The sequence below is a fragment of the Lysobacter cavernae genome, from assembly GCF_042648505.1.
GTDB classification, from domain to species: domain Bacteria; phylum Pseudomonadota; class Gammaproteobacteria; order Xanthomonadales; family Xanthomonadaceae; genus Lysobacter_L; species Lysobacter_L cavernae.
Genome location: NZ_JBHRXK010000001.1, coordinates 830,620 through 856,420, shown reverse-complemented (window position 1 = coordinate 856,420; position 25,801 = coordinate 830,620). Strand labels below are relative to the sequence as shown.

General features: G+C 61.4%; 8 protein-coding genes. 3 read left to right on the top strand and 5 right to left on the bottom strand.

Annotated features, from left to right (window positions below; all coding sequences use genetic code 11):
* Positions 1–2: 2 nt before the first annotated feature.
* Together ACFOLC_RS03610 and ACFOLC_RS03605 are read left to right on the top strand one after the other, a co-directional pair.
* Entirely contained in the window at positions 3–2,135 is a 2,133-nt protein-coding gene (locus ACFOLC_RS03610; protein WP_386757581.1) for an AIPR family protein, read from the top strand.
* Positions 2,136–2,224: 89 nt separating this feature from the next.
* Positions 2,225–3,736 (top strand): DNA cytosine methyltransferase, encoded by a 1,512-nt coding sequence (locus tag ACFOLC_RS03605; protein ID WP_386757579.1) that lies wholly within the window; start codon positions 2,225–2,227, stop codon positions 3,734–3,736.
* Position 3,737: 1 nt separating this feature from the next.
* On the opposite strand, the gene ACFOLC_RS03600 is transcribed toward ACFOLC_RS03605, so the two are convergent.
* Together ACFOLC_RS03600 and ACFOLC_RS03595 are read right to left on the bottom strand one after the other, a co-directional pair.
* A complete protein-coding gene (locus ACFOLC_RS03600) occupies positions 3,738–4,178 on the bottom strand; it encodes a very short patch repair endonuclease (protein ID WP_386757577.1) in 441 nt (146 codons plus the stop codon).
* Between the two features lie 92 nt (positions 4,179–4,270).
* The gene (locus ACFOLC_RS03595; RefSeq protein WP_386757575.1) at positions 4,271–5,536 is read right to left on the bottom strand and encodes a DUF1173 family protein; all 1,266 of its coding nucleotides are present in this window, start codon (positions 5,534–5,536) and stop codon (positions 4,271–4,273) included.
* Positions 5,537–5,805: 269 nt separating this feature from the next.
* On the opposite strand from ACFOLC_RS03595, the gene ACFOLC_RS03590 reads away from it, so the two are divergent.
* Positions 5,806–6,486 carry a DNA-binding protein gene (locus ACFOLC_RS03590; RefSeq protein WP_386757573.1) on the top strand — a complete coding sequence of 227 codons (681 nt, stop codon included), beginning with the start codon at positions 5,806–5,808 and terminating at the stop codon, positions 6,484–6,486.
* Between the two features lie 199 nt (positions 6,487–6,685).
* On the opposite strand, the gene ACFOLC_RS03585 is transcribed toward ACFOLC_RS03590, so the two are convergent.
* From ACFOLC_RS03585 to ACFOLC_RS03575, 3 genes are all read right to left on the bottom strand, one after another.
* Positions 6,686–16,009: a Tc toxin subunit A-related protein gene (locus ACFOLC_RS03585; RefSeq protein ID WP_386757571.1), complete on the bottom strand. Its 9,324-nt coding sequence runs from the start codon at positions 16,007–16,009 to the stop codon at positions 6,686–6,688.
* 62 nt (positions 16,010–16,071) lie between these two features.
* The gene (locus ACFOLC_RS03580; RefSeq protein WP_386757569.1) at positions 16,072–17,229 is read right to left on the bottom strand and encodes an NUDIX domain-containing protein; all 1,158 of its coding nucleotides are present in this window, start codon (positions 17,227–17,229) and stop codon (positions 16,072–16,074) included.
* A 162-nt stretch (positions 17,230–17,391) separates the two neighbouring features.
* The gene (locus tag ACFOLC_RS03575; RefSeq protein WP_386757970.1) at positions 17,392–25,560 is read right to left on the bottom strand and encodes a SpvB/TcaC N-terminal domain-containing protein; all 8,169 of its coding nucleotides are present in this window, start codon (positions 25,558–25,560) and stop codon (positions 17,392–17,394) included.
* Positions 25,561–25,801 lie beyond the last annotated feature (241 nt).

Sequence of the window (25,801 nt, the reverse complement as noted above, 5' to 3'; positions counted from 1 at the left end):
CCATGGAAGACAACGAATTCATGGCTGATCTACGCCAGATGGTCGCGCGACGTGCATCTACCATGCATCTGGTAGACACGATGGCGTTTGTCGCAGAGGTGGCGGAGCGACTTGAAGAAGATCCGGTATTCGGTGAATTCATCCTTGCGGAGGATTCCCGGCAAGGAATGAAGGGGCGTCAGCTCCGGCTTCATGGATTCACAGAGATCGATGAATCGGATGGTGCCATCTCGATGGTGATCGGCCGATGGAATGACGAGGATCAACCTTCGACGCTCCTGACAGCCGATATCGATCAGATGAGGGGCTGGCTGGAAAACTTTGCCCAAGAGGCGCTCGAAGGAAAGCTCGACGAGCGTATTACCGAGTCGAGTCCGGCATATCAGCTTGCCAATACGCTCCGTGCCAAACGCAATGTGATTTCCTGCGTCCGGTTTCACATCTTCTCGAACCAGATCCTGAGCAAGCAGTTCAGGAGAGAATCACGATCCAAAATCGGCGGAACGCCGACCGAAACACATATCTGGGATTTTCATCGACTGAAGGCCCTCTATGGATCCTCACGCGAACGTGAGGTCGTCGAGATCGATCTTGGCGATTTTGGGTCCGAAGGAATCCCGTGCATCGAAGCATCGACGACCGAGGGATTGAAGTCATTCCTGTGCGTAATCCAGGGGGACCTTCTTGCGGATCTGTTTGACCGTTATGGAAGTCGTCTTCTGGAAGGCAACGTTAGGTCATTTCTCGGTATGAAGGGTGGCGTCAATAAAGGAATTCGAACCACAATCCAGGACACCCCTCCTCTTTTCTTTGCCTACAACAACGGAATCGCCGCTACCGCATCGAGTGCTGAAGTTCGTGCAAGCGACAAGGGTGTCAAGCTCACCTCGATCATTGACCTGCAGATCGTCAATGGGGGGCAGACGACCGCCAGCATCCTCCGCGCGCGAAAACAGGATCGCCTGAGTCTCGCCGGGGTTTCGGTGCCCATGAAACTGACGGTGGTCGCAAGTGATGTCGCTCACGACCTCATCCCCAGGATTGCAGAATTCGCCAACACCCAGAACAAAGTCGCTATTGCGGACTTCTTCGCCAATCATCCATTCCACCGAAGGATGGAGGAGATCTCCAGGCGAGTCATGGTTCCGGCACGGGCTGGACATCAGGTGCAGAGCAAGTGGTTCTATGAGCGCTCCCGTGGCCAGTACCAGAACGAGCGTCTGTATCTGACCAAGGCGAGAAAGGACCTGTTCGACCTCGAGTATCCGGCGAGCCAAGTCATCAACAAAACCGAGCTCGCCAAATACGACAGCGTTCTCGACTGCAAGCCTCACTGGGTCAGCCTCGGTGCACAGAAGAACTTCATCAAGTTTGCGGGAAAGTTCTCTGCAACAGGCAGAAAGACCGAAACCCAGCAGTGGCAGGAGATGAGCCCGGACTACTCCGATGCCTATTACCAGCGAATTGCAGCCATGGCCATCCTCTGGAAGGCCGGAGAGAAGGCGGTATCCGCCGCACGCGATACTTGGTATGAAGGCGACTATCGACCGCAGATCGTCGCATACGCATGGTCGCTGATTCTTCATGCGCTGAGGCAGGCGGGGCGCGAACTCAATTTGGCGCGAATCTGGGGGCGTCAGGAACCCGATGCATCGCTGATGCAGGTTTTCTCCAGGGCCGCGAATATTGCGCAGGGTGCGTTGCTGAAAACCCCTGAAGGCTCGAAGAATGTCGGCGAATGGGCCAAGAAGGAGGTGTGCTGGCAGCGAGTGTCGGGAATTACCTTCAAGCTCGATGCCAAAGCTATCGAATGGTCAATGGACACCGACGCATACCTTGCTGAAATGAAGCGGGACAGGGTACGAGGCGCGAAAGATGATGCGGTCGCATTGCAGGATATGGTTACAGAGAGGTCGGTCAGTGGCTATTGGCAAGCATTAAGCGAGTGGGACAAGACCGAGACGGTAGTTCCAGGTTCCGCATTGATACTCATACGTCGCGCTGCATCTCATGAAGCTATAGAGAAATTGACATTGATGGAACTCCGAAGCCTTCGTGACCTTGTCCAAGAGTGTGAGTTGGAGGGCTTTCGCTACAGCGATGACCGCTCGGAGGAAATGGCTTCAGAGGACTAGGAAGCGTGCCGGCAGTTGACAATTCCAGGGTTCGTGAGATCCTGGAGTCGAGGCCCCCGGCCTCATTTTCGTACCAGCAACCCTGAAACATGCAGATTCCCGTAGTCGACATCTTTGCCGGTCCTGGCGGGCTGGGCGAAGGGTTCTCCGCTTTCCTGCCGAGACCTTCGGCCCAGCAGCCTCCCTTTCGCATTGCCATTTCGGCGGAGATGGAGACCAATGCCGCCAAAACCCTCCGGCTCCGTGCATTCTTCCGACAGTTCGCGCCCGGACATGCCCCTGCTAGCTACTACGACTACGTGGCAGGCAAGGCGATGGAACCCTGGACGGAAGCAACGAAAGCCGAATGGCTGGCAGCAGGGGACGAGGCACGCCAGCTGACTCTCGGTGTGCCCGATCACGATGTGTTCCTCCATGAACGAGTTCGTCGAGTTGCTGATCTCGGTCAGCCTTGGGTACTGGTTGGTGGTCCGCCCTGTCAGGCGTATTCGCTTGTCGGTCGGTCCAGAAATCTGGGGAAGATTGGCTACAAGGCGGAAGACGATCATCGCCACTTCCTCTATACGCACTACCTGAAGATTCTGCGGGAATTTCAGCCCGCGGCATTCGTCATGGAGAACGTCAAGGGCATCTTGTCATCCAGGGTTGGCGGCGAGCTGATGTTCCCGAGAATCCTCGAGGATCTCCATCAGCCCGGCGGCAAGAAGGGACCGAAGTATCAGGTCATCCCGTTGGTCATTTCGAATCTCGAGTCTGGCAAGGATCCGGGCGGGAAGAGATTTGTGCTGCGCGCCGAAGAGCTTGGCGTTCCTCAGGCGCGGCACCGCGTAGTGCTGCTGGGATTACTCGAGGGAATCGATGCTGGCAAGGGAAAGCGGCTGGTTTCCATGAGTGACCGATTCAGCGTGTCCGATGTCACCAGTGCACTTCCGAGGCTTCGCAGCGGTGTAACCGACCGCGAGGTCGGAGCCTGGTGGGTATTCGCTCAGGACATTCTTGAGAAAGCTGCGCGCGCATCGAATGATCATGAGGTCTCTGTCAAGCTGGAAAGGCTGGCAGGGGCCGTGAGGAAACGTGATCCAGGCATGGGCGGGCGATGGACGCCAGGGGAAGTAGAGCGCGACAGCGTTCCGGAGCACCTCCGATCCTGGCTGATCGATCCCAAGTTGGAAGGCATCCTGAACCATGAAGTCCGCGAACATATGGCTTCGGATCTGAAGCGATACGCCTTTGCATCGGCGTTTGCCCAGATCCACGGTCGTTCGCCTCGTGGAGCAAAGGAATTTCCGTCCACGCTGTATCCAAAGCACAAGAACTGGAAGAGCGGAAAATTCGTCGACAGGTTCAAGGTGCAGTTGTCCGATAACCCGAGCTCGACGGTCACGAGTCATCTCTGCAAGGATGGCCACTACTTCATCCATCCCGACCCGAGTCAGCTGCGCAGCCTGTCCGTTCGAGAAGCGGCTCGTCTCCAGACGTTTCCTGACAACTACTTCTTTGAAGGTTCGCGCGGGGCTCAGTTCAAGCAGGTCGGCAATGCTGTGCCGCCGTGGATGGCTCGCCAGATCGCAGGTGTCGTGTATTCATACCTGAAGCCGTGATTCATACGGCCATTTCGATCGTTGGCTCACCCGAGACGATGAAATCGGCTACTCGCTGGAGAGTGCGGCTCTGATCCAGTCGGAGTGCGCATTCCCAGACAATTGCCAGCCGCCAGCCCAAGGCGCGCAACTTTTCTTCGGCCGCAGCGTCTCTGGCCTTGTTGGCAGCAATCTTTGCTGTCCAGAACTCCGTTCTTGTTGCGGGCACGGTCGCGAAGCGGCATCCATCATGGCCATGCCAGAAGCAGCCATGGACGAAGATCGCAACCTTGTGTCTGGGAAGTACCAGATCGGGCCGCCCGGGAAGATCGCGCGGTGACAGGCGATAGCGGAATCCGAGACCGTGCAGGTGTCGTCGGACAAGCATCTCGGGCTTGGTGTCCCGCCCTCGGATGGTCGACATCATGCGCGAGCGAGTTTCGGGAGAAACGATGTCCGCCATCTGCAGATAGCTCCGCTTTGGTGGTGTTGACCTTGGTGCCAGGTCAGCGCACAAGCTCGGTCAGATAATAATGCCGGCGAGCAGCCGAGGCGTTATCTGGCACATTCGTCGGGTTCTCGGCGGGGCGGAAATGGCGGCCTCCTCTTCTCCTTATAGGCGCGATACACCACGGTTTTCACCCCATAGTGCTCATTCATGGCACGGATGCGATTTTTAGCCGTTGCCAAGTACTCGGCTTCGTCGCGGCCGAGAATTTCATAGATACATGGCTTCTGCGTGTCTTGGAATACGAGGTCGGGAATGTGCCCCAATCCCTCGATCAACGCGAGCGGCTTGTCAAAATCTCGCCCCTCGTCGACGGCCAAGTTGACGACGTCGACTTCCAGCAGGGAGTCACAGAGGATCCAGTCCCGAGACAGCACGACAAGTTCGAGGTTGAGGGCCCTCAACGACGGCCGCCCTTCATCACGCAATGGCGGTACGCTCGCCTCGATGCGTGCCAGCACCATGACCCTCGCGCTGGGAGACCCACCAAAGGCGCGCTTCAGTGCCGCGTTACCGTCCGAAAAATCGGCGTGCTTGAGGACAGCACGCCACATGTCTTCGCTGGCCCTCAGGTTGAAGGGGAAGCAATCGAGCGACAGGTCGACGCTACCCGGTTGTGACGGGCGTACACGCGTCAGAGGTGCCATGACGATCCTGTACTGGCGGGCATCTGCGCATAACGTCGGCTGTTCAATCGACCGTTGGACGGCTGTCTGGTTGGTGAGCGTGGGAACCACCCACACGGTGGAAGCGAAGCGACCGTTAAGCTTGGTCGTCCGGGCAAGCGATTCGACACTTTTCCCGATGGGATTCCAGTTCTCTTGGCGCGCTTCGTTGACGCGATATCGATTGAGGTCGAGGCGCCGAACGATGTGCCGAAACATGCCGATCATCGTGGTCCTCGCGCGGCCTAGCACCTTGACGTCGGCTCTCTTTTCGATCGGCGTAATCAGCAGCGGCGCCTCCGGTGTCTCGCGCCCCCAGATCGGCAACTCGAGATTGATGTCGTCAATTCCATCAGTCGTCTGAATGGCCGGCCTGATACGTGCATGGCCATGGCCGTTTGCGTCGTCGAGCATGGAGAAGGACGGGCAGTCCGGGTGGTGCAGTGCGCCCGTGCCGGCTTGCCTCTTGGTGCAGGCAGTTTCGATGCCGAGTCGGCACTTGTGCATCTCAAGCAGGAATCCTGGCTGGCACGTGCAGAAGAACCGGGCCCCTTCGGCGTGCAGGTCAAGCAGGAGTGCATCGACCAGCTCGTGCCGCGCGTAGCGAATTTCTTCGCCCGAAACCTTTCTTACCAATATTTCTTGCATGGGTGCGCTCCGCATTCGCTTGCGAAAAGGCTACCCAGTCGCGTTCGCACCAAACCCCGGATTCCGAAGCTAATTTCGAGGGGAATCCGGGGTTTGGTGCACTGTCGGCGACAACAAATGGGCATTTACGTGTTTCTGCCATTTGTCCACTGGCGGAGCACTTGTCGGGCTGTTGTCCTCCCTCCTGCGAGTGGGATGCTTGATTGGTTCAGCGCATCCCACTCGCCGCATCAATTACGTAATCAGTCATTACAGTGATGGGAGGTTCGATGAAAGCAATCAGGAAGACGGTGTTTGATGCAGCCGACGCCATCACGGCGGCAGGCCACGAGCCGACCGTGCCGGAAATCCGCGATCGGATCGGCGGCGGGTCGTATTCGACGATTCAGAAGCACCTGGACGACTGGCGGATGGCCCGTGCCGCGATGGCCGCGGCGGAGATCGGTCCCGTGCCTACGCAGGTCGCCGAAATGGCGCGCCACCTGGCACACGAGGTCTGGTGGCGTGCGAAGGCCGAATCCGACGCCCAATTTGCCGACGAACGCGCGGCGATGGAGCGCATCCGTTCGGACATGGAAGCGGCACGCGACGATGCCGTGCACGCCGCGGATCAGCTGACCGCGCAACTCGACCAGGCAAACGAAAATATTGCCAACATCCATCAGGCGCTCGAGGCGTCGCAGGCCGACCAGCAGGCGCTGCGCGCGGAGCAGGCCGGGCTGCAGGCACGGTTGGCAGACGGCCGGGAACGCATTGCCGAATTGCAGTGTCAGCTGGCCGAAGCCCAGGAGGCAGCCGGACGTGCACGCGAGCAGGCCGCGCAGCTGCAGGGGCGGCTGGACTCCGCCGAGGCGCAGAACATCGCCCTGCTGTCGCGCGTGATCTCCCACGGAAAAGGCGCCGGGGATGCACGCGTCCGCACGGGACGCCGGGGCGAGCCGCGCGGCTAGGAGATGACGTCAGTCATGGGTTGACGTTGATCAATTGCGATTCGATTCGCGCGCCCTCGTCCCATGCGGACGGAGCGAGTACCCAATCATGAAACTTTGTAGCTGACCGAAAACGGCTAAGGGTAGACATTCCAAGCGCCGCGACAACCACGGATTTTTCAAAGCATCCTCAATCCTAAGAAAAATTAAACAGTAAGGTTCAAGACCCAATGTTGTAGTGCACCAGCAATGTCAAGTCCTTTAGCTTGCTTGTGTCGGTGGCCGCCAAGATAAACGCGTTGTCGATGGCCAATGTTGCCGAGGTGCCGACACATAATCCGTTGAGGTCAGCGTTACGATTCAAATTGAAGGTGGCCGCGTCCATGGACATGACGAAAATGGCAGGATTGCCCTCTACCCTTGCGAACCACGTTACGGAATCGACCACAGGGCCATGATTTCGCACGAGGTACGGGAGGTGCTGAGGCCCGATGGTCAGTGTTGTGCTCTTCGTCTGTTGCAGGCTGTACCACTCGTTCGGAAACTGCTGCCGCAGGCTGTAGGCTTGGTAGAGGCCACTACGGCCGGCGGCCAGCACCATGTCGTTGAGCAGTTCGCGCTGCACGCCTTCGACCATGGTCCGAAATCCGGAACCCCCGTCGCGTGCCGTGTACTGCAGATGCAGGATCACGTCGCTGATAGAGTCGTAGTCAAACTGGCGGAACGCCGTGGGCAACTCGATTAGCCAGGTCGCTATGGCGCCGGTGCCCTCGAACGGCAGGTAGCGCTCGTCCCGGAAATTGAGCTCGAACATGCCATTGTCGGAACGGCCGGTGCTGGTGGCGATCGACTGGATCGAGCCGACGTTGTAGACGAAACGCTCGTCGTTGCCAGGGTCCTCCTCGTACCGGGCCTTGTCTGTCGCCATGCCCGGGCGCATGGCAGTGCTCTTGCGGTAGCGGTTGCTGATCAGCGAGAGCTTGCAGCCCACCGAAGTGTGGGGACCGGCCACGCAGGGGATCGAGAGGCTCACCGTCTTGTGGCGACACATGTAATGGCCGGGGTGGGCGGTATTGAGGGCTGCCTCCGTTACCTGGATGACACAGCGGCCAGTCGCCTTGAGCTGCACCAGCGCGGCTGGGTCAAGCTGGAGCAGAGACAGGTCTTTGCTGATTTCGTACTCCCGCTTGTTCTGGTCCAGGTATGCGACCTCCATTCGCTTGATGTCCTGATGCAGCGCTTCGGCCGTCATCAGTCCCTTCTGGAGGCTGTCCCAATAGCCGAAGCTGAGGAACGTCTGCTGGTTGCCAAGTTCGTGGGCGAAGCATCGTTCGGCCTTCTTGGCGACGTCGAACGCCAGCTGGTAGGCCTTGAAGTACACCGAGCTGATCCGCCCGATCATCCAGTCGTAGAGTTCCTGACGGGTGTACTTGCTGCGCATGTAGGCATCGACTTGCTGCGCGTTCGATGCCTGCAGGTCATGCGCGGTCAGTTCCTTGGCGAGCATGTCCTGGTGCAGCTTGGCCGTGGCGATCTGCTGGTCGATCTGCGCCAGCTCCTTGTCGGCCAGTCGCACCTGGTGCTCCCACTCCTCCTCACGTCGCTGGTATCCGCCTTGGGTGGCGGCCATCGCCGCACCCTTGTCGAGAGCGCGCATGACCGACGAAATGACTTGAGCGGCCCTTTCGGCGGAGCCGCCGGTGTTACCACCACCCATCGTCGCTGTCGCGACTGGCGTGCCCCCAAAGCCGGCGGCGCCCGCCGTGAAATTCGGTAGTAGTGTCAGGCCGCTGGACAGGGCGTATGTGAGCGCGATGGCCACCTCTCCAATGAGCGAGCCACCGGACAGCGCAACGGCGGTGATCTCCCAGGCATTCATGTAGCTCTGGCTGGCGTAGTAGGTGCGTCGCTCTTCGGTGACCTTGCGTGTCTTGTTCAAGCCTTCCAAGGCACCCTCCGCCTCTGCAATGGACGCAAGCTTGACGGCACGCATCGCCTTGAGCACCGCGATTTCTTGCTCCGAACGCAAGCGTGCAAGCTTCTCCGCATCGCGTTTCTCGAGCGCGGACAACAGGGCGTTGCCAAGTGAAGCAACCTGCTGCACCAGCTCGGTCGCTTTCTGGCTCATGATGCTGAAGCGGTAGTGCGGCAGGGGCGCGCTCAGTCCGGCTAGGAATGCGGCAATGTCTAGGCCGCCAGCGGCGGCACGCACCAGCGCGCCAGGATCGATGGGGGGCGAGAAGAGCGCGAGAGGAACCTCGACGCCGTCCATGTTTTGGCAGTGGCGGATCTTGAACAGCCGGTCAGCGACCACGTCCCAGCATTTGAGCAAGTTCTCATTCGGAGGGACGCAGAAGTACAGGCCCGACATCGTCATCGGGGCCGGGGGCAACTCCGCCCCGCCATGCGGCAACAGCCCCAGATCTGGAATCAGGTTCTCCAAGTCCAGCAAGGCATTGCCGAACAGGTCCACCTTCGCCTGAAGCTGGTTGTAGGTCTCCGGAGGAGGCGCGACCAAGGGTTCGACGATGCGAGGTTTCGGCCCGAGCAGCTTGTCGGCCAAGATGTACATCTGGGTGGCCTGCGTGACCGATTCCCGCGTGAACTGGCGGAACAGGTTGTCGCCCCAGTCGATCAGGTTCTGGATGTACCGGTAGACGACGGCGAGTTGATAGGCCACCGGGCGTGAGCGCGCGATCACGTGCGGCTTGAAGGGCTCTTCGCGCCACTGCTCGACCGCGAACTTCAGGTTGGAGATGGTGGCGCCCGACGGATCGGTGGCGACCGCGTTCATGATGCTGTCGATCGTCTGTTCCTGGTAGTCGGCTACCGTCATCTCGAAGAAGGGCTTGGTGACCCAGAACTTTTGCGGTGGAGGAGCGTCGGTGGCGCCTACGGGATTGAAGATGTAGTGGAACCAGCTGCGGGCCTCTTCGAAGCGCTGGTCCCGGTTCAACCTCATCGCGATCTCGAAGGGCAAGTGGAAGAACAGCTCCCAGTTGTAGCCGGCATACGCGCCGTCGCTTGCGAAGTCGAAGTCCTCACGCGGATAGGGGGTGGCCACCAAGGCTTGGGGCTGGTAGGTTGTCTTGAAGTCGAACGAGGTGTTGCTGGTCAGTTGCAGGTCCCGCCGCATCAGGGCCGGGATGCCTTCGCGATTGAGCGTCGACCTGAGCAAGCAGACTAGTGGGTGGTAGAAGTTGCTGAACTTCAGCCCGAACCTCAACGCGGCGTACGCGTCCCATTCGGCCTTCAGGCGAAGGTATTCCGGGTCCACTACCAAGGCTTGGATGAGCTTGCCCAAGTCGTGCGCCGGGTCGTTCTGGTAGGCCTGCAGGTACTTTGCGACCAAGGTGAGGATGTCCATTGCAAACGCGTGGATGTCGGAAAACATTTTCTCGTTGCGGTGGCGCGGGTCCTTCGCGTCGCGTTCGTAGTACCCCGGTACAATCGCGTAGGTACGGGCCACATCGCCGTAGAAGTACGGCATGAAGGTCCCAAGCGGAATCTTTGGGCCGCCTTGGCGCTCGAAGACGACCTTGTTCTGTGCGCCCAGATACAACTGGAGTCCGAGCAATATCCAGTCGATGAGCGACATCTGCATCGGATAGGTGATCTTGAACATTCCCGGCGTGTTGCCGGTGATGGTGTCGAATGCTCCCATATTGAATACGGTGCGGATGGCCAAGTCGTCCGGGGCGAGCTTGTCGAGTTCAGCAAAGCGCTCGGCCTGCAACTCACTGTCCTTGAATTGCGGCAGGAAACTCACCGGGAAACCCGAGCCGCCAGCCTGCGGCTCCGGATAGCCCTTGCAGCCGGTGAGCGCAAACGATCCCACCCAGCCTTCGCCGCCCGTGTTCGCGCACGACACGGCTTGTCCGACCGCGCCGAGGCCCCAAACGAAGAAGTTGTAGGTATGCGCCGCCGGCAGCTGATAGAAGTAGCCATCGCTGGCTGGACTGTAGATCGCGCCCTTCGAGATCTTCTTCGGCGACCACTTGCCGCGCGAGCGTTCACTGACCGCGAGTTGGATCTTCCAATGGCTGGTCGGGGGTTCGATATCCTTGCCGCCTGACGGGATATCGCCCGGGCCAGGAATGTGCGCCTTCTGCCCCGGATTGGTTTCCTCGGTGAACACCGGCCACGCCAGCGTCAGCCGACTGTTGCGGTCGAAGGCCAGCAGGTGATCGCCGGTGATGTCGAGGTCGACCTTCTCCCAAGGAGTCCAATAGCGCTCACTTTGGAACTGCCGGTAATAGTAGACCGCTGGGTCGCCACCCTTGGTCCGCGCGAACACGTGCATCTTGGCGGTGTCGGTCTGGTAGTGGGTCGCCATGACATCCATGTGTGCGATGTCGTCGAGCTTCTCCAGGTAGGTCGCGACCGCGGCATCCACCGTCTCGTCGGTGAGTTCGTTCTGTTGGAGTGTGTCCTCGACCTGCATGAAGAGTTCGGACTTGTCGTCGCGAAGTTCGGATTCGATCCAGTTCTCCGGGTAGAGGAAGATCTTTCTGTTGGCTTCCCAGACGCGGAAGTTGGCCATCCATTTCCACTGATCCCAGCCGGCGTCCTCCTTCACATTGGCGACGCTCCTTGGCTCCAGCCCCATCAGACAGCGCTGCACGAACAACTGGATGGTGGTATGGGCCTGGACGATCCGCGATGTCGCCATGCACGAGCACATCTCGACGTCGATCAGGAAGTAGTCGTAAAGGTCGTTGGTGTCCTTGAAGTCCGGATTCGCGCCCAGCAAGAAGGCGACCAGCGCATCGCGCTTCTGTTGGCGAAGCGGATCATGCACGCGGCGCAGCACGCCGAGCCATTCAGCATCCGAATAACGGGCCTTCAGCGCCAGCCGCATGCGATCGGCATCGGGCGCGAGCAGTTGAGGTTTGATCACGCTGACACCGGACGCCACGTCCAAACCGAGCGTGCGCAGCAACGTCACCACCCGTTCGAGCTTCAACCACGTCGCCGGCAGGCGGTACAGCTTGAGGTCCACGGCCGAGAAGCCAAAGTGTGTATCCAGTGCGGCAAGCGTCGGTCGATCCCACCCGGCTAGGCGCGCGCCCAAGTCGAGCACGTCGGCGATGACCGCGCCTGGTTTGAGAACGAGGTCGAGCAGCGCGTACAGGGTCAGCGGCTGCTCCGGGTTGGTGGAATTGGCGACGGGTGGATAGGCTCGGATCAGTTGCAGGGCGTCGGACAAGCGCTCCCAGGCTTGGAAGGCCACGGGGGCGATGCCCGCCTGATATGGCAGGTCATCCAGCGCCATCCAACCCAACGCGGTGTTGTTGGCGAGCATCCAGCCGATCTTCTCCGCAGGCAGCTTGAGGCTGGCCAGCAAGGGCGTCATCGCTCGAAGCAATCGCACAGCACGGTACTGGTGGTCGAACGCCGCGGGCGTGATCGCGGGCGGCGCGGGCGGCACCTGGATGGTGTCCACCAATGCGTCATCGGTTAGCAGGTCCAGCACGGTGCGCTGGCCAGCGGCAACAGGCTGCTTCAATCGGACCTGCTGCAGCACGACAGCGGTCAGATCCTCCTCCCACTTGAATACCTTGGCCACCGCCGCAGCGAGCACTTCTTTCTTTGCCGACACGTAGAACGAACGCGCCAAGGCATCGATAATCGAACGAATCAGTGCACTGCGTTGGACTTCCTTTGGCGCCGGTGCCAATGCCATGGCAGCTGCGGCTGCCTTGATCGGCGTAGTGTCTATCAACGCCGACAACTTCTGGTCGATGAATTGCGCCGGCGTAATGCCCGGGACGGGCCAGGCGTCGTCGACGAGTGCCTGGAAGCGAGCGAGGTCATCCGCGCCGATCCCCGGTAGCTTGGCGAGAAGGGCGGCGAGCGCCACCTTGTTTTCGTCAGCGCTGGCGCTGGCCGAGAAGGGCGAACGATTGTCTGCAAACGCACGCTGGTAGCCGGTCTGGACAGCAGCCAGGATCGCTGCGATGGCCGCATCATCGAGCTCGCGGACTTTGAGATCATCGGCTTCGTGCGTCAGCAGGTACTGGAGGTCGGAGAGCGGGATGCCCGACTCGCGGACTTTTTCGAGCTTCCTGACCAGTCGCAGGGTGTCGACGGGCGACAGCAGCGCGTCGATGGCCGTCAAGGACTCGAGGATGAGCAGCTCGGAGGGCTTCAGGTGAAGCATGCGTGCCAGCAGGTTGCGCGAGTACACCGCGGCGATGTTCGCTTCGCTGAGGATGGCGGCAACACCCATCGCATCGAGGAGGTGACCCACTTCCTCGGCCGACGTTCCAAGGCAGAGCGCCAGATAGTTCTTGTAGGCTGCCAACTTCTTGCCCGAACCGGGGACATTCGCTTCATCCTGCTCGCTCCGGCGAACGGTATCGAGCTGGAAATCCTCTTCCAGTACGCCATTCGCGGCGCGGTTGAGGAACACCTTGGCGTAACGCGGCGCCTCGCCTTCAGTCGGAAGGGTCGCGTAGAACGTGCAGATCTCGTCTGGCGCGAGACCTAGCTTGGCCCGCAGCTTCTCGATCCGCCAAATGCACTCCAGGCACCTATCGTCGAGGATGCCGTTGCCCAGATGGGGGGCTCGAATGGCCCGATCCAGGTCGGCGCACATCCAGCCGGTCCTAGTCTTCAGGCGAATGAAACGGTGGAACCTGTCGAGCGCGGCATCGTCGAGGTTTTGGATCTCCTTCTTCGCCAAGTCACAGGTGTTGTCCAGGTGACGTATGAACATCGTGTCCGCGGGATTGATCCACGCGCACTGGAGCATCTGCTGGAGCGTGATGTAGTCGATGCCCGCCTGGGTGATGAAGCGGTCCACCACCTTCATGGCGTCCTTGGCAGGTGTGGCGCCGGTGTTCCAGTAGACCGCCTGGTTGCCCGGGTCGGCCGCAACGATCAGTTGACGCTGGGCTTCGCTCAGGCCCAAAGCCTCCGCTGCGATCTGATGGTCCAGTGGCCCGGTGCCGATGCGCAGCGCCTTCATCAGGTCTGCCCGTGCCACGTCGAACTGGGCGAAGTACCTGCGTGCTTCCTGATGGGGCAGATCGAAGGGCAGAGCGAAGGAGAGCTTCGCTCCCGCGAGGGCGGCGTACGCGCCCGCGTTGAGGTACTGCGGCGCCGCCGCCAATTCCGCCTCCTTGCCGTGGGTCTGCCGCAGCTGCCGGACCCGCCAGGTATTGGCCGCGCCGTCGGGCGTCAGCTTGCAGGTGATTCCCGTGTCTCGAACGACCCGGGCGCCGGCCAGATCGGGGTCGTAAACGGCGGTCTTGTCGGTAAAGGAGAAGCCATTGGTCTGCAAGGCGGTCAGCAGGGCCGGCGGTGCCTTGCCCGTGGCCAGTGCACCGTTGAAGACGAATCCGGGGTCGGGAGAGACGGCTTCTTCCAGCAGTTCGCAGACAACGTCGATATACGGCACCGGGATGTGGGTGTTGTCGCAATCCAGGTCGGTGTCGCCCAGGTCGGGACGCCTCTTGAACAGCACGTCCCGTGCAACTTTGACGCTCGCCGGGCCGGAGGCCGTGTCCACCACCAGGCGGTTTCCCAGGAACTGCAGGGTGTCGACCACATAGGCGGCAGCGCTGTGCACGTTGCGGCATTCCTTGCACGCACAGTAGTCTCCGCGCTGGAACAAGCTCTTCATGTTCGGGAAGTCGCGGGTCACGGCCTCCAGCTTGGCCGGTACCGCTGGTGCGCCGAGTGCCGTCACCTGCATGGCGCCCGACGCAGCCTGCAATTGACCCGCCAGCAGCGCGCTGGCGACGTGGATGTCACTGGCCTTGGCGAACGCCTCGCGAGCCTGCTTGCGGGTGAACACTCCGCGCTTGGCGAATTCCCTGACGAAACGCGCCTCGCCAAGCGCGTGTATGTCGGCGGCCGACCGCATGCCTGCGTCCATCAAGGCTTTGCTCTGGCGGAAAACGGGGGCCACCTTGAACACGCGCTGCGTGGCCTTGATCGCCTGCTTTGCCTTGGCGTGCGCCGGGTACTCCTTCAGCAGGCGGTCGACGTTACCGATCGCGAGGTCGAAGTCGGGATGGTCGGCCAACAGTCCAAGCAATGCCTTGCGCTGACCAGGAAGCGCGCCTTTGTCGCGCTCCAACTGGGCGCTGAAGGCGGTGGTCGGGAAGTGCTTCTCGAGCTTGCGGACGATGGAGGAGGCGTGCAGGTCGATCAGTTCCTCGCGCATCGGGCCATCGCCGACCTGGAGTGACTCTACCGTCCTTTTCAGGAGGTCGCTCCACTCCCGGCGATTCAATCTCGCCAGTTGCTTGATGTCTTCCGGTCGCTCGATTCCCACGACGTTCATGACGCCGTCAATGATCTGGTAATCGTAGCCAAGGGTATCGGCCAGCACCGCACTGGCCTTCGCCTGGTCCGCATCGTCCGGTCCCTTGAAGGTTGCGACATCCTGCAGGCGCTGCAGCAGGTCGGGAAGGTTGCCGAAGCTGTCCTGCTCCAAGATCTCGAGTACCTGCGCGTGCTTGCCGTCGGCCAGAAACTGATCAAGTTGGCGCAGCAGCATCCTGGGCTTCTGATAAGCAACCCACTCTCGGGCCTCACGAAGGTCGCCGGCCAATTGTTTGGCAATGGCGTCGAAGTGCTCGAGCACGGCGCCACTGACCACGTGCTGCTTGACGGCTCGCCGGATCGCGGCGCGCAGGGTTTTTTGCGGCAACAGGACGATGTCGTAGTAGAGCGCATCGCGGTCGGTGGCCAGGGTGATGTCGAATCTCACCCCGGCGGCGCCGTCGAGGCCGACTTTCAGCAGGACATCCAGCGCGAACAGCGCGTAGAAGAACTCGGCCGGGATGTCCTTGCCGCTGGCCAGCTTCTGAGCCACGGCGAAATGCGAGAGCCTATGCCGCGGCAGGCCGGTTTCGCCTGCCAGGAACGTGATGTCGCGGTGCTTCTCGTCTTCGTGCAGCGCGTCGAGCCGAAGGTCCTTGCCGAGCAGTGGCGAGACGACGGCGAGGATGGTCTCGTACTGGGTGGACAGGCGCGTATCGCCCTCTGCCAGGTCGATGTCAATGACCGTGGTGGCAGGCGCGTTGAACACGACATGCTCGATCGGCGTGTCGTGCAGCAGGCGCTCCCCCTCGTAGACGCGCATCAGCAGGTCGGCCTGTCCCTTTTCGGCCCGGGCGAACTGCTTCTGGGCGTAGGTGATCTGGTAAAAGCCGCGCTCGTCCACGGACGCCTCGCCCAGTGGCTGATCCCGTCGAATGTCCTTGTCGAAGGCACGCACCGTCAAACCGTTGGCCGGGAGCCCATTGGGATGGCGGACCGTTCCCAGCGCGCGGTAGCCGATCTTCTCCGCACCGTGTCGTCGCAAAGCATCGGCCGTGGTCTCGTCCACCGTCCCGGTCGAGGGAAGGTGGACGCGCTTCTGGAATGCGAGCACTGCCTCGCGAGTGCTGAACCCGAACATCGCGGCCGCGAGTTCGTCGGTGGCGATCTGGGCACCCCCGTCGAGGAGTTGGCCTTGCACTTGGCTGACATCACTGCCCTGCGTGCGGAGGGTCAGGACGCGGGGCTGATCGCTGCGTGTATTCATCGTTGCTTCCTTGGCCAATCGGATTCATGAAGCCATGGCAGATCACAAAGCGTGTGCGACGACTACTTTCCGATCGCACTCGCGCGGCGCCGTTCGGCGCTCAACAGAAGTTCGCGGGTTTCAACGTGGCTTGCACGCGCTACGGCGTCGCGCAGCGAAAGCCAGACGTGCTGCCGATCGGGTTCCTGGCGCAACCCGTGGCCAATCGCTTTCATCAGGAAGAAGCGTGTCGTGACCGCAGAGCCATCAACCAACCAGGTCGCGTCGCCCAATTCGGTGACGATACATGCCCAGGCGCCAGTCTCCTCGTATACCTCACGCACGGCAGCTTCGCGGTGCCGTTCGCCTTCTTCAACATGCCCCTTGGGCAGTACCCACTGGGCCGGATCTTTAGTGGCTTCGACGAGCAGGTACTCGGCGATGTTGCGGCGGATTCTGAAGACGACACCGCCGGCGTGCGTAGGACCCGTGACCGCGCAGGCGGTCTTGTCGAAGGCGAACTTGCCATCCCTGGCCGTCAGCGTGATTACCGACCAGTAGGCGTAATTGGTCGCCTTGTGTCGCTGCTCCATGTATCGCCACAGCGCCAGCGCCAGTAGGGCCAGCAGGACGACTATTCCCCAAGCTGGCCATGTTCGATGCCAATGCCAGATGCTGGACAAGTGCAGGAGCCACATCGCGAGCAGGATCAACAGCACGATAACGAAACAGCGGAAGAACTTTGAGTCCGCTTCGAAACGCTGCACGACCGCCAGGCTGATCTGGCTCTCGACGTTGAGCAGTGTCTTGCACCATTTGAATGTGTTGATCGACTCCTCGGCCCGCAGGGGAGCGAGCGATTGCCGCCTGATCCGGGTAGCGGCATCGACGGCTAGGTTCCGTTCGTGCTTGAACGCCAGCCAGATCAGAGCGCGGACGGGCCAACGGAGCAACTGGCCGCGGTTGGCGAGGCGCTTGATCTGTTTGTTCAGGGTCCTGTTACGCGCCCAGTCGTAAAGCTCGTCCAGCCAGGAGCCCAGCATGAAGACAAGATGGCCGAGCAGGTAGCTTGCGAACAGGAAGGCGGCCCAGGCTTGGGCCCCGTCGAGCTTGGCATAGCGAGCCCCCAGCACGACCGGGCCCACCTCGCCCATCAGCAGCCAGGTGAGCAACGCACCCGGCAGCAGGATGGAGAAGAAGTCCATTAGGCCGATAAAGAATTTCTGGGGGTCGAAGTTCATCTCCTGCCTTCGTTATCGCTCAATGGTCATGCCGGTGTTATTTGCCGTCGTTCACATTCGTGGTCTTTCCCACATCCGCCAAGTGAGTGTTCGGGCAAACCAAGGCAGCATGCGGCGCACCGTGCCCAGTTGTAGAACAAACCTTGGGCTACCAGCTCCACGCTATTCACGCCGCCGTGAGTCCGCCCAAATGTTGTAGATTTCGTTGCTAATGGTCGCCGCCTCTTCTGCAGTCAACCTCCTGCCGAACTCCTTCTCTGCATTAGAGAGCGCATCGGCCGTGCGCGCTTGGATCTTGCCGAAATTGGGCTCCAACGCGATCGGACTTGACTCGGCCAAGCCTAATGGCACGACCCACTCTAGTGCTGTTTCGATCCAGCTCTTTTTTTCCTCAACCCGCTTGTATCGCTCCGTGGTGTCAGCTTCAGCTGCTTGAGCTTCTTGCTCATAGATGCCCGCGACAAAACCTATGGCGGCCAACTGGGCCGATACTTGGAGGCCCCGGATTGCCATGCGCTTAATCAGACTATCAACAGGGAAGGCAGTGATAACTTTTCCCTCTTTATCTACAACCACCCGGAGAATCTTTTGCCCCGCACTGCCAACACCTTCTTTGAACTCCTTCTCGAACACCCAAGCGAACGCGCCGCTTTCTGTTTGGCTCAAGACGGCTTTCCCGCCAGTCTTTACCGTATCCCTTATCAGGCCGAGTACCTCCTCCTTTGCTGTGCCTGACTTAAAGACGCCGTGCACAGCCTTGGCAGCCACCTCTTCGGCGTGCTCCAAGATATGCTTTTCAACCTTGGGTGCGAGTCCCTCGGCCAATTCTTTCAATGCTGCCGCAGCCACTCTCTTCGCGGCGAATCGTGCCCCTTTCTCTCCCAGCTCGCTAAATAGCCTCCTTATCAGGCTTCGCCCAGCAGCCTGAGCCACCTTCGAAATTGGATCTTCGCCATCGAGATCGATAAAGCTTATTGGATTGCATTTGTTCAACCTGTATAGGCAAATGCGTTCCTCATTGCTAAGGCTTTCTGATTCTTGATCCTTCTGATCTGTGGCTTCCTCGCTTGCAGCCGATTCCTTGCTCTTCGGCAGGCCGATTAGATGTGCTGGATCGCATGACAGCCACCGGCCGAGCCAAGGTGCTTGATATCTAGCTCCGTGGCCATATAGCCCACTTTCTTCATCTCGTTCCATCCCTGTATAGCGATACCGTTTCGCCGTCTCCGTTTGGCTGCGAACCGCCTGATAGGTCGAGCTGCCGTAGGGCGCGTATTCCTCGTAGGAAATGATCTGCGCCTGCTCATCCAACTCCAAGCTCGCCGATCCGAGGTGGTTGCCGAACTGGTAGCGGATCATTTGCCGCGGCGCCTGGTCGTCGCGTGCGGTGTCGAGCGTGCGCGTCTCCACCAGGGCGATGCGCTGCTTGTCGTCCATCAAATGCAGCGTCTCGCGCTCCAGCGTGGCCGTGTTCGTGCCAATGGGGCCGCCATGCGTGCGGAAAATCTCGAAGCCGTCGAAGTAGATGCGCTCTTCGGTGAGGCCCGGCGCCTTCTCCCACACCTTGCGCACACGCTGGCCTGAGGCATCGTAGACATAGAAGGCCGCGCCACCGCCACCTTTGTCGACCTGGCGCAACTGGTCCTTGTAGTCCCAGTGCATGTTCGGCCCTGCACCACCGCCGCCCAGATGGGGCATGCGCAGCATGTTGCCGTGGGCATCGTGCAAATAGGTTTCGGATACGGCCGCAGCGCCAGTGCCCACCTGCGTGCTGGTCAAACGGTTGCTCTGCTTACCAGGCTCGGTCAGGCTGGCTTCCACGTAGATGTAGGTGCGGGTCCAGCCCGGATGCGCCAGGTCGCTGCCACGGTGCTGCATCTGCAGGAAGTTGCCGACGGCGTCATACACGTAACGCTCGGTGTAGGTGCCCATGGCGTTGCCGTCGCCGGGGTGGTCGAGCCGCGTGTGGAAGGCGTTGAACCCGTCTGGGGTAGTGGGCGGCAGGCGTTCACCGCCGGTCGCCTGGCCCAAATGCTCGCGGCCGTCGGCCTGGATCAGCCGGTAGAGCGCGTCGTAGACGTAATCGTTGCTCGGCTCGACGCGCTGGTTCCGGAAGTAGATGCTCTGCTGAGCGTCGTCGCGGATATGCGTAATGTTGCCAGCGGGGTCGTAGGTGTAGTGCAGGTTCTGCAGGCCGCAGCCCTTGTCTGCTGGCGGCTGCGCGGGCGCGGCGATAGTGGCCGGCGGTGGGTTCGGGTTCTCGCAGTCGTCGGTAAAGGCCACGCCTTGGGCCGTCACGGGGTCCACGCCCCGACGCGTATACAGGTGCATCAGGCGGAAGGTGTCGCGGTCGTAGGTGTAGGTGGTGCGGATGACTGTCGCGTCCCGGGTCTTGTAGTCGATGAGGGTGCGCTGGCCCTTGGCGTCGTAGTCGATATCGACCACGCCGACCGGCGACGGCGCATCGGCAGCCGAATCGAGCAGGCCAGCCGGCTCGGCGGCGCGCTCAAGCCAGACGTCCACCCGCTCCAGCAGATTGGCCTCGTTGAATACCGGCTGGATGACGTTGAACTTGTTGGGGTGTCCGGGCCGGGTCTGGCTGCTATGCGGAGCGATCGACTGGATGGGGCGATTGAGCGCGTCGTAGCGGGTGCTGCCTTCGAAGGTTTCGGCGTCGAGTTGGGGGTTCAGCAGCCAGTCCGGGATGGCGGTGTAGTCGCTGATCAGTTGCCGCGTGCTGCGCAGCAGGTTGCCCTTGAAGTCGTAGGCCTCGGTCAGGTTGCCGCTGGCGTCGAGCCTTGCGTTGGTGGCGACGCCTGCGGAATCGAAGTGGCGGTAGATGCGGGTACGCAGGTTGAGGCGCTGCGTCTCGGTTTCCTCGGCAGGTGTGGCGTTGAGGGGCGGCTCGCCGTATTCGATCCTGTCGACCAGGATGTCGCGGCTCAGCGTGCGCGGGTCGGAGTTGGGTTTGAGCGGATCGGCGTGGCTGAAGGTGCCCCGCACCGTCTGCTCGACTGGGCGGCGCAGTGCGTCGTACTTCGTCGTGAAGTTGTGGCCGCGGTTGTCCCAGGCGCGTATGGGCTTGCCGGCCACGTCGTTGAGCATCCAGCGCGCACCGGCCTCCATGCTGATCTGGTGGATGCGGTTGCCGAGCATGTCGTAGGCGTAGCGCATGACGATGCGGCCGAGCGGGTCGCCAGCTTGCTGGATGGCGTCGCGCACGGTGCGCTGGTTGCCTTCGATGTCCAGCTCGACGCGGGTGGCGAAGCTCTCTTCGGTGCCGTTCAAGTCGTGGCTCGGGCAGACGGCGCGGTTGCGCGCGACTGTCAGGAAGGGGCGGCCCAAGGCGTCGAAGTGCGCGGTGGTGGGCGTGTCGGCGTGAGCTGCGGCACGCTCGGCGGCGTTGCGCTCGTCAGTTCCCAGTGCGTTGCCGATGCGCCGGGCGTGCCAGGTCTGCCAGGTCGCCGGCTGTGCCTTGAAGTACTCCCTGACGTAGCCGCCGATGTCGGGGTCGTTGCGCGGGTCGCCGGTCTGCGCGTTACGCGCGGCGCAGGTGTCGTTGACGTCGTACGTCGTCTGCTGCCAGGGGTCGAACACCATCTTTTCGTAGGTGTGGTTCGGGTGCAGCGTGGCGACGACGCGCTCGGCCGGGTCGTAGAACAGCACCGGACTGACACCGATATGCACATCCAGCTCGAAACGGTGGATGTTGGTGAAGAAGGGCTCGTACTGGCGGACCGGCTTGCCCTTGTTGTTGAACACAGTCCAGCCGCTACCCACCCAGCGTGGACTCACGTCATGCGGTGTCATCACGGGCTGGCCGTCAGCATCGACGATGATCTTGCCGTTTGCATCGCGCTGTGGCACCGGTCCGGGCTCGGCTTGGATCTTCTTCTGGATTTCGCGGCCGAAGCCGTCGGAATAGCTGAAGCTGATCTGGATCTTCAGGCCCTGCGGTGGCAGCGGAGCGTTGAGGTGGGTTTCGCGGGCAAGCGTGGCGGCGCAGACGGGCTGCCACTTTTCCGGTGCATTGGGATTCGCCTGCTGCGTGCGTCGGAAGCGGTCGAAGTCGTAGATGATGCGAGTGGTAGCGCCATTGAGCAGCGCTGCCGCCGTTGCGTGTGGGTCTGCTGCGTCGAAGAAGCCGTCTAGTTGGGCTTGTGTGAGGTCAGTGACGAAGCCGGCGAGCGAGTCGCCTTCCGCAGACGCGGGCAATGGCTTGCCCATCACGGCGGTGCCGACCACCATGCCGAGCGTGCCGAAAGTGACTTCGGTCCGGTTGCGGTTTGGGTCGCTGACCAAGCGCGGCTGCAGTACGCGGTAGTCGTTGGTATCCACGGTGACGCGGTTGTTCAGCGCGTCTCGGGTTTCGACCATCAGCAGGTCGTGAGCGTCGAAGTCGACGAACGCATCCTGATCGAAGGGATCGCGGTAGCGACGCAGCAGGTAGAAGTGCTGCCGGGCTTGCGTTGATTCAGCGGCCGCGTTGTCAGCGGGATTCGGGCTGAAGAACGATCGCCCGGAGGGAATCCACCAGTGATCGTCGGCATCGCCCGCGGGGAAGCGGCCATCCGCCTTGAGGGCCTGGCTTTGCTGATAGCCGCCGCGATTGTCGGCTTGGCCGCTGAGCACGGCGGCCGGATCGGGCAGCAGCGGCTCAGGGGCCTGCCCTTGGCGCGGACGCTGGAAGACCTGGGTTAGCAGGCTGGGGGTGAAAGCAAGCTTGTAGCTCTCGCCCGGCAGGGCGAGCGGTTGCAGTTCCCCGAGCGGAAGGAGGCCGGTCAAATTGTCGCGACGGTAGAGCGTGCGCAACCATTCGATGGGGCGACGGCGTTGGTTGCCGGAGGCTGCCGCCTCGTACAGGACTTCCGGCGCGGTGAACTTGTGGCGCAGGCGGCTTGGCGCAGCGGGGTCAGGCTCGACGAAATCCGAGGCCTGGTAGCGGCCGGCCGGTCCGGTGATCGGGTAGCCGGTCAATTCGAAGGTAATTGCCTCGCAGGGGAGCGGGTTGCGATGAGTGTCGGGCGAGTCGATGGGATTCGTGAGGCGGTTTTCGCTGTAGGTGAGCAGCGCCGTGGTTTGCCGATCGCGATCCCATTGCGTTGACAACGGCGAGGCTCGACGGCCGTACCCGATGGCGGCTTGCTTGAGCACGTTGCCGTAGTCGTCGACTTCCAGTGTCAACGCGTGCTGGATGCGTGGATCGGTGGGGTTGCGCTCATAGTGGTAGCTGAGCGCTTCGCTCGCGTGGATGAAGAAGACGGCGTGGCGGTTGGAACCCCGCGCCTGTAATGGCCGGATGGTGAAGTTCTGTTCGGTGACGGTGTAGGGTCGGCGGGCGCGCTCGATCTGCTCCTGCGTGGCGCCGGGATGGTTGGCGTCATCGGCATAGACCTCCTGGCGCAGCATCGAACCCTTGAGGGCACGGCAGGCTTCGCGCTCTTCTTCCAGTACCAGGCTGGACGGGACGGTGGTGTCGTCGAGCAGAAGCGGCCGCGCGGTCTCGACGGTGAACACCGGCTCTCGGAAATACTCGACCTCGAAATGACGGGAGACGCGGTCGCGGCCGAGGTATACGCCGGTATGGAACCAGGTCTTGGTATGCACCGGCGGCACATGCGATTCGGCGGTGACGTTGTCGGCCGGGACGTTGCCGCCAGCGAGGACGGCGAACTGTTCCGTGTCCCACTGCTCGACCATGCCGAAGCCGCGGAACTCGCGCTCCTCACCGTCGAAATAGCCATGGTGATAGGCGTAGCGTGTGACGAAGCGGTTGCGGCTAATTTGGTCGAAGGTTTCGACGCGCTCGACCACGTGCACCGGGAACGGCAGCCGCGTGATCCACGGTTTGCCGTCGCGCTTGTCCTGCAGGTAGAACTTGGTCGAGGGGGCGTAATGGACACGGGTCTCAGCGCCGAGGTTGTTGCTGGTTCGGATGAGCAGATGGGGCTTCTGGCCGCCCATCAGGTTGACGTAGCGCATGGGCCATCGTGCATCGCCCGGCAGCGGCGATGACCAGACTAGGCAGGCGGTGCCGTTGCCGAGCAGGTCGGTCGGCACGATGCCCACAATGTCATCGATGCGCGGAAACACCTTCAGCTGATGCGGCTGGCTCCAGCCATTGCCCGACTGGTTGAAATAGAGACATACGCCGTCGCGGTGCAAGTAGATGATGTCGGTGGTGCCGCTGCCGTCTATGTCAGCCAGGCGGATGCGCTTGTGATCGAATTGGTCGAGGTTGTCGAACCAAGGCGCGTTGTCCATCGACACCTTGGCGCCGAAGCGGCCGTAACCCAGGTTTGGCCAATAACAAACTTCGCCGTTGCGGATGCGGACGATGTCGGTCAGGCCGTCGCCCGAGAGGTCTGCCAGGTAGATCGACTGCGTGCCGTCGGCGAAGACGATGCGCGGGCCTTTCTCCTCGTCCAGCGCTTGCGCCACGCGGCGTGCCGGCCCGAACCCTTCTTCGGCCAGCGAGGCATGCCAGACGAAGGCGTCGTCTTCGGTGATGAGCACGTCGGCGTGGCCGTCACCGTCCAGATCGACGAGCTTGAGATTGGGATCGCGGAAATCGCGGTTCAGGCGCAAAGTGAAAGGGCGGAAGGGCTGCCAGCCTTCGGCTTCATCGTGTTCGTAGAGGCCGGGCGCGGGGCCTTCCATCAAGACCACATCGGGCTGGCCGTCGCCGGCCAGATCCAAAATTTCGGCACCGGCGCTGAGCGAGGCATTGGGCTTGAGGGCGACGATTTCGAGCGGGGCGAGCTTCGCCTTTACAACCTCGCTGCCGTCAGCCAGCACAGTCGGGATCGGGCTCCAGTTGCGCTTGTAGAACCATGCGCCGGCCTGCTCGGTCAAGACGCCGGGGATGCCTTCGCCGTGCAGATCGGTCCAGCGATAGGCGCTGCCGTCCAGGCCGAGGGGCAGGTTTTCCAAGCTCGCTGGGTCAACCTCCTCGACGAGCTCTTGCACGATGGGCTCGGTGTATTCGAACTCCACAGGTGGCAGGCTGCGACGTGTGGTCGAACCGCCTTCCTGCTTCCACCCCGTTTGCACTACCTGCTTCAGGAAGCTATAGACGGCGCGGGTGGCGAGGTTGGGGTCGATCTCGTCGTCGTAGGTGAATTCGGTGCTGCGTACCAGGCCCAGGTAGCCGGGTTGCGCCACCCGGCCAGGGGCCGCCGGCTGGTCAGGGATGTGGTGCAGCATCAGTACCCGCTCACATCGGCGGCAGGTGCGCACCTCGAAGCCCGAGCGGTAACTGGAGAAAGCATCGGGGCGGTAGAGCCAGGGCTTCTCCGGCAAGCCCGTCGGATTGCCCTCGTCTAACTCTCCGTAGTCGAAGCGCACTTCGAATAACCAGTCCGCGCTGGTGTCCGATGGCGGATAAGGCAAGTCGCTTAGGTACCGCGGGCGCTGGCCTTGGGTATCCAGCAGTGGCTTCCGATTGCCGTAGAGCACCCGCTGCAGGTAGCGCTGAGCAGTGCGCTGCGAATCGAAAGCAAGGCCTCGATTGCGCTGATGGGCTTGCTTGAGCGGATCTACCTGGCCAGGCCGGAGTTGGTAGGTGCCGTCCTCCTGCTTGTAGAGATAGCGAACACCGTTACCCTTGTCATCGCGCGATTCGCAGATCAGCCAGGAAAAAATGCGGCTGGCATCGAGCGGATCGGCAATACGCGAGTTCGCGTCATAGCCATAGAGCGTAAGGACGTTGTCCTTGGAGATAGAGCGCCAATGGACATCCCCGGGCGAGCCGATCTTGCTCCAACGCTCGATGCGAGCAAACAGCCCTTCAGTACGTGGGCGAAAGCGTCGCACGCGGTAACCGTCAAACTCGTCCTCGTGAACGACCAAATGGCCGGATGAATCCCGTATCCAGAATCCATCCACGTCTCGCTGGAAACCAGGATGACCAGCCCCCCAGATGCCGTCGGGATCTTGCCGATAAACCGGCACCAAGTCTTCCGCGCCGGAAAGGACAAAAACATCGGAATCGGCCGTGTCGAAATATTGCGGCAAGCCTTTATCAGTCTTGCGCGTGACCGCTGGCAGCGAGAGGCTCCAGCCGAAGCCGAAGGGGCTGTTGCCTGCCCCCGAGTCGTAAGAGAGAGAGAGTTGAGGACCAAACCCGCTGCGCCCGGGAGACACGGCGATGGGGACGCTCATCGAGCCGGTCCCGGTGACGCGATTTGCGGCGAACTTTTCCCCGATGCCCCGGATAGCCCCACCTCCCTTGGGCAGGCTTAGGGTAGGCGGCGTGACTTGCGAGGGTGCCGTTGCGCCATTTCCCGCAGCAGGGGGGGCGCCCTTCCGTGATGCAGTCTGACCGTCCATAGCCATGCATACCCCACGCTAAGGTCAAAGGTACTGGTTTGCTGCTTAACTCGGCACGAAATGTCACTACTTCACATTCGTACGGAAGAACGACCACACAATTTCGACCGTTCGTCGGAAAAAATTTGATCCAAAGCACCGAAATGAGAATTTGCTAGGAAATCCTAAATCGCCTGCAGGGGAATTCCTGCGCGCGATGCCGCCTGCCCCGTCCATGGACATGCGTTTATCACGCAAAGAT

Coding starts and splice junctions, on each gene's coding strand:
- ACFOLC_RS03610 (WP_386757581.1), top strand. CDS start 3: ATGGAAGACAACGAATTCATGGCTGATCTACGCCAGATGGTCGCGCGA.
- ACFOLC_RS03605 (WP_386757579.1), top strand. CDS start 2,225: ATGCAGATTCCCGTAGTCGACATCTTTGCCGGTCCTGGCGGGCTGGGC.
- ACFOLC_RS03600 (WP_386757577.1), bottom strand. CDS start 4,178: ATGGCGGACATCGTTTCTCCCGAAACTCGCTCGCGCATGATGTCGACC.
- ACFOLC_RS03595 (WP_386757575.1), bottom strand. CDS start 5,536: ATGCAAGAAATATTGGTAAGAAAGGTTTCGGGCGAAGAAATTCGCTAC.
- ACFOLC_RS03590 (WP_386757573.1), top strand. CDS start 5,806: ATGAAAGCAATCAGGAAGACGGTGTTTGATGCAGCCGACGCCATCACG.
- ACFOLC_RS03585 (WP_386757571.1), bottom strand. CDS start 16,009: ATGAATACACGCAGCGATCAGCCCCGCGTCCTGACCCTCCGCACGCAG.
- ACFOLC_RS03580 (WP_386757569.1), bottom strand. CDS start 17,229: ATGAACTTCGACCCCCAGAAATTCTTTATCGGCCTAATGGACTTCTTC.
- ACFOLC_RS03575 (WP_386757970.1), bottom strand. CDS start 25,560: ATGGACGGTCAGACTGCATCACGGAAGGGCGCCCCCCCTGCTGCGGGA.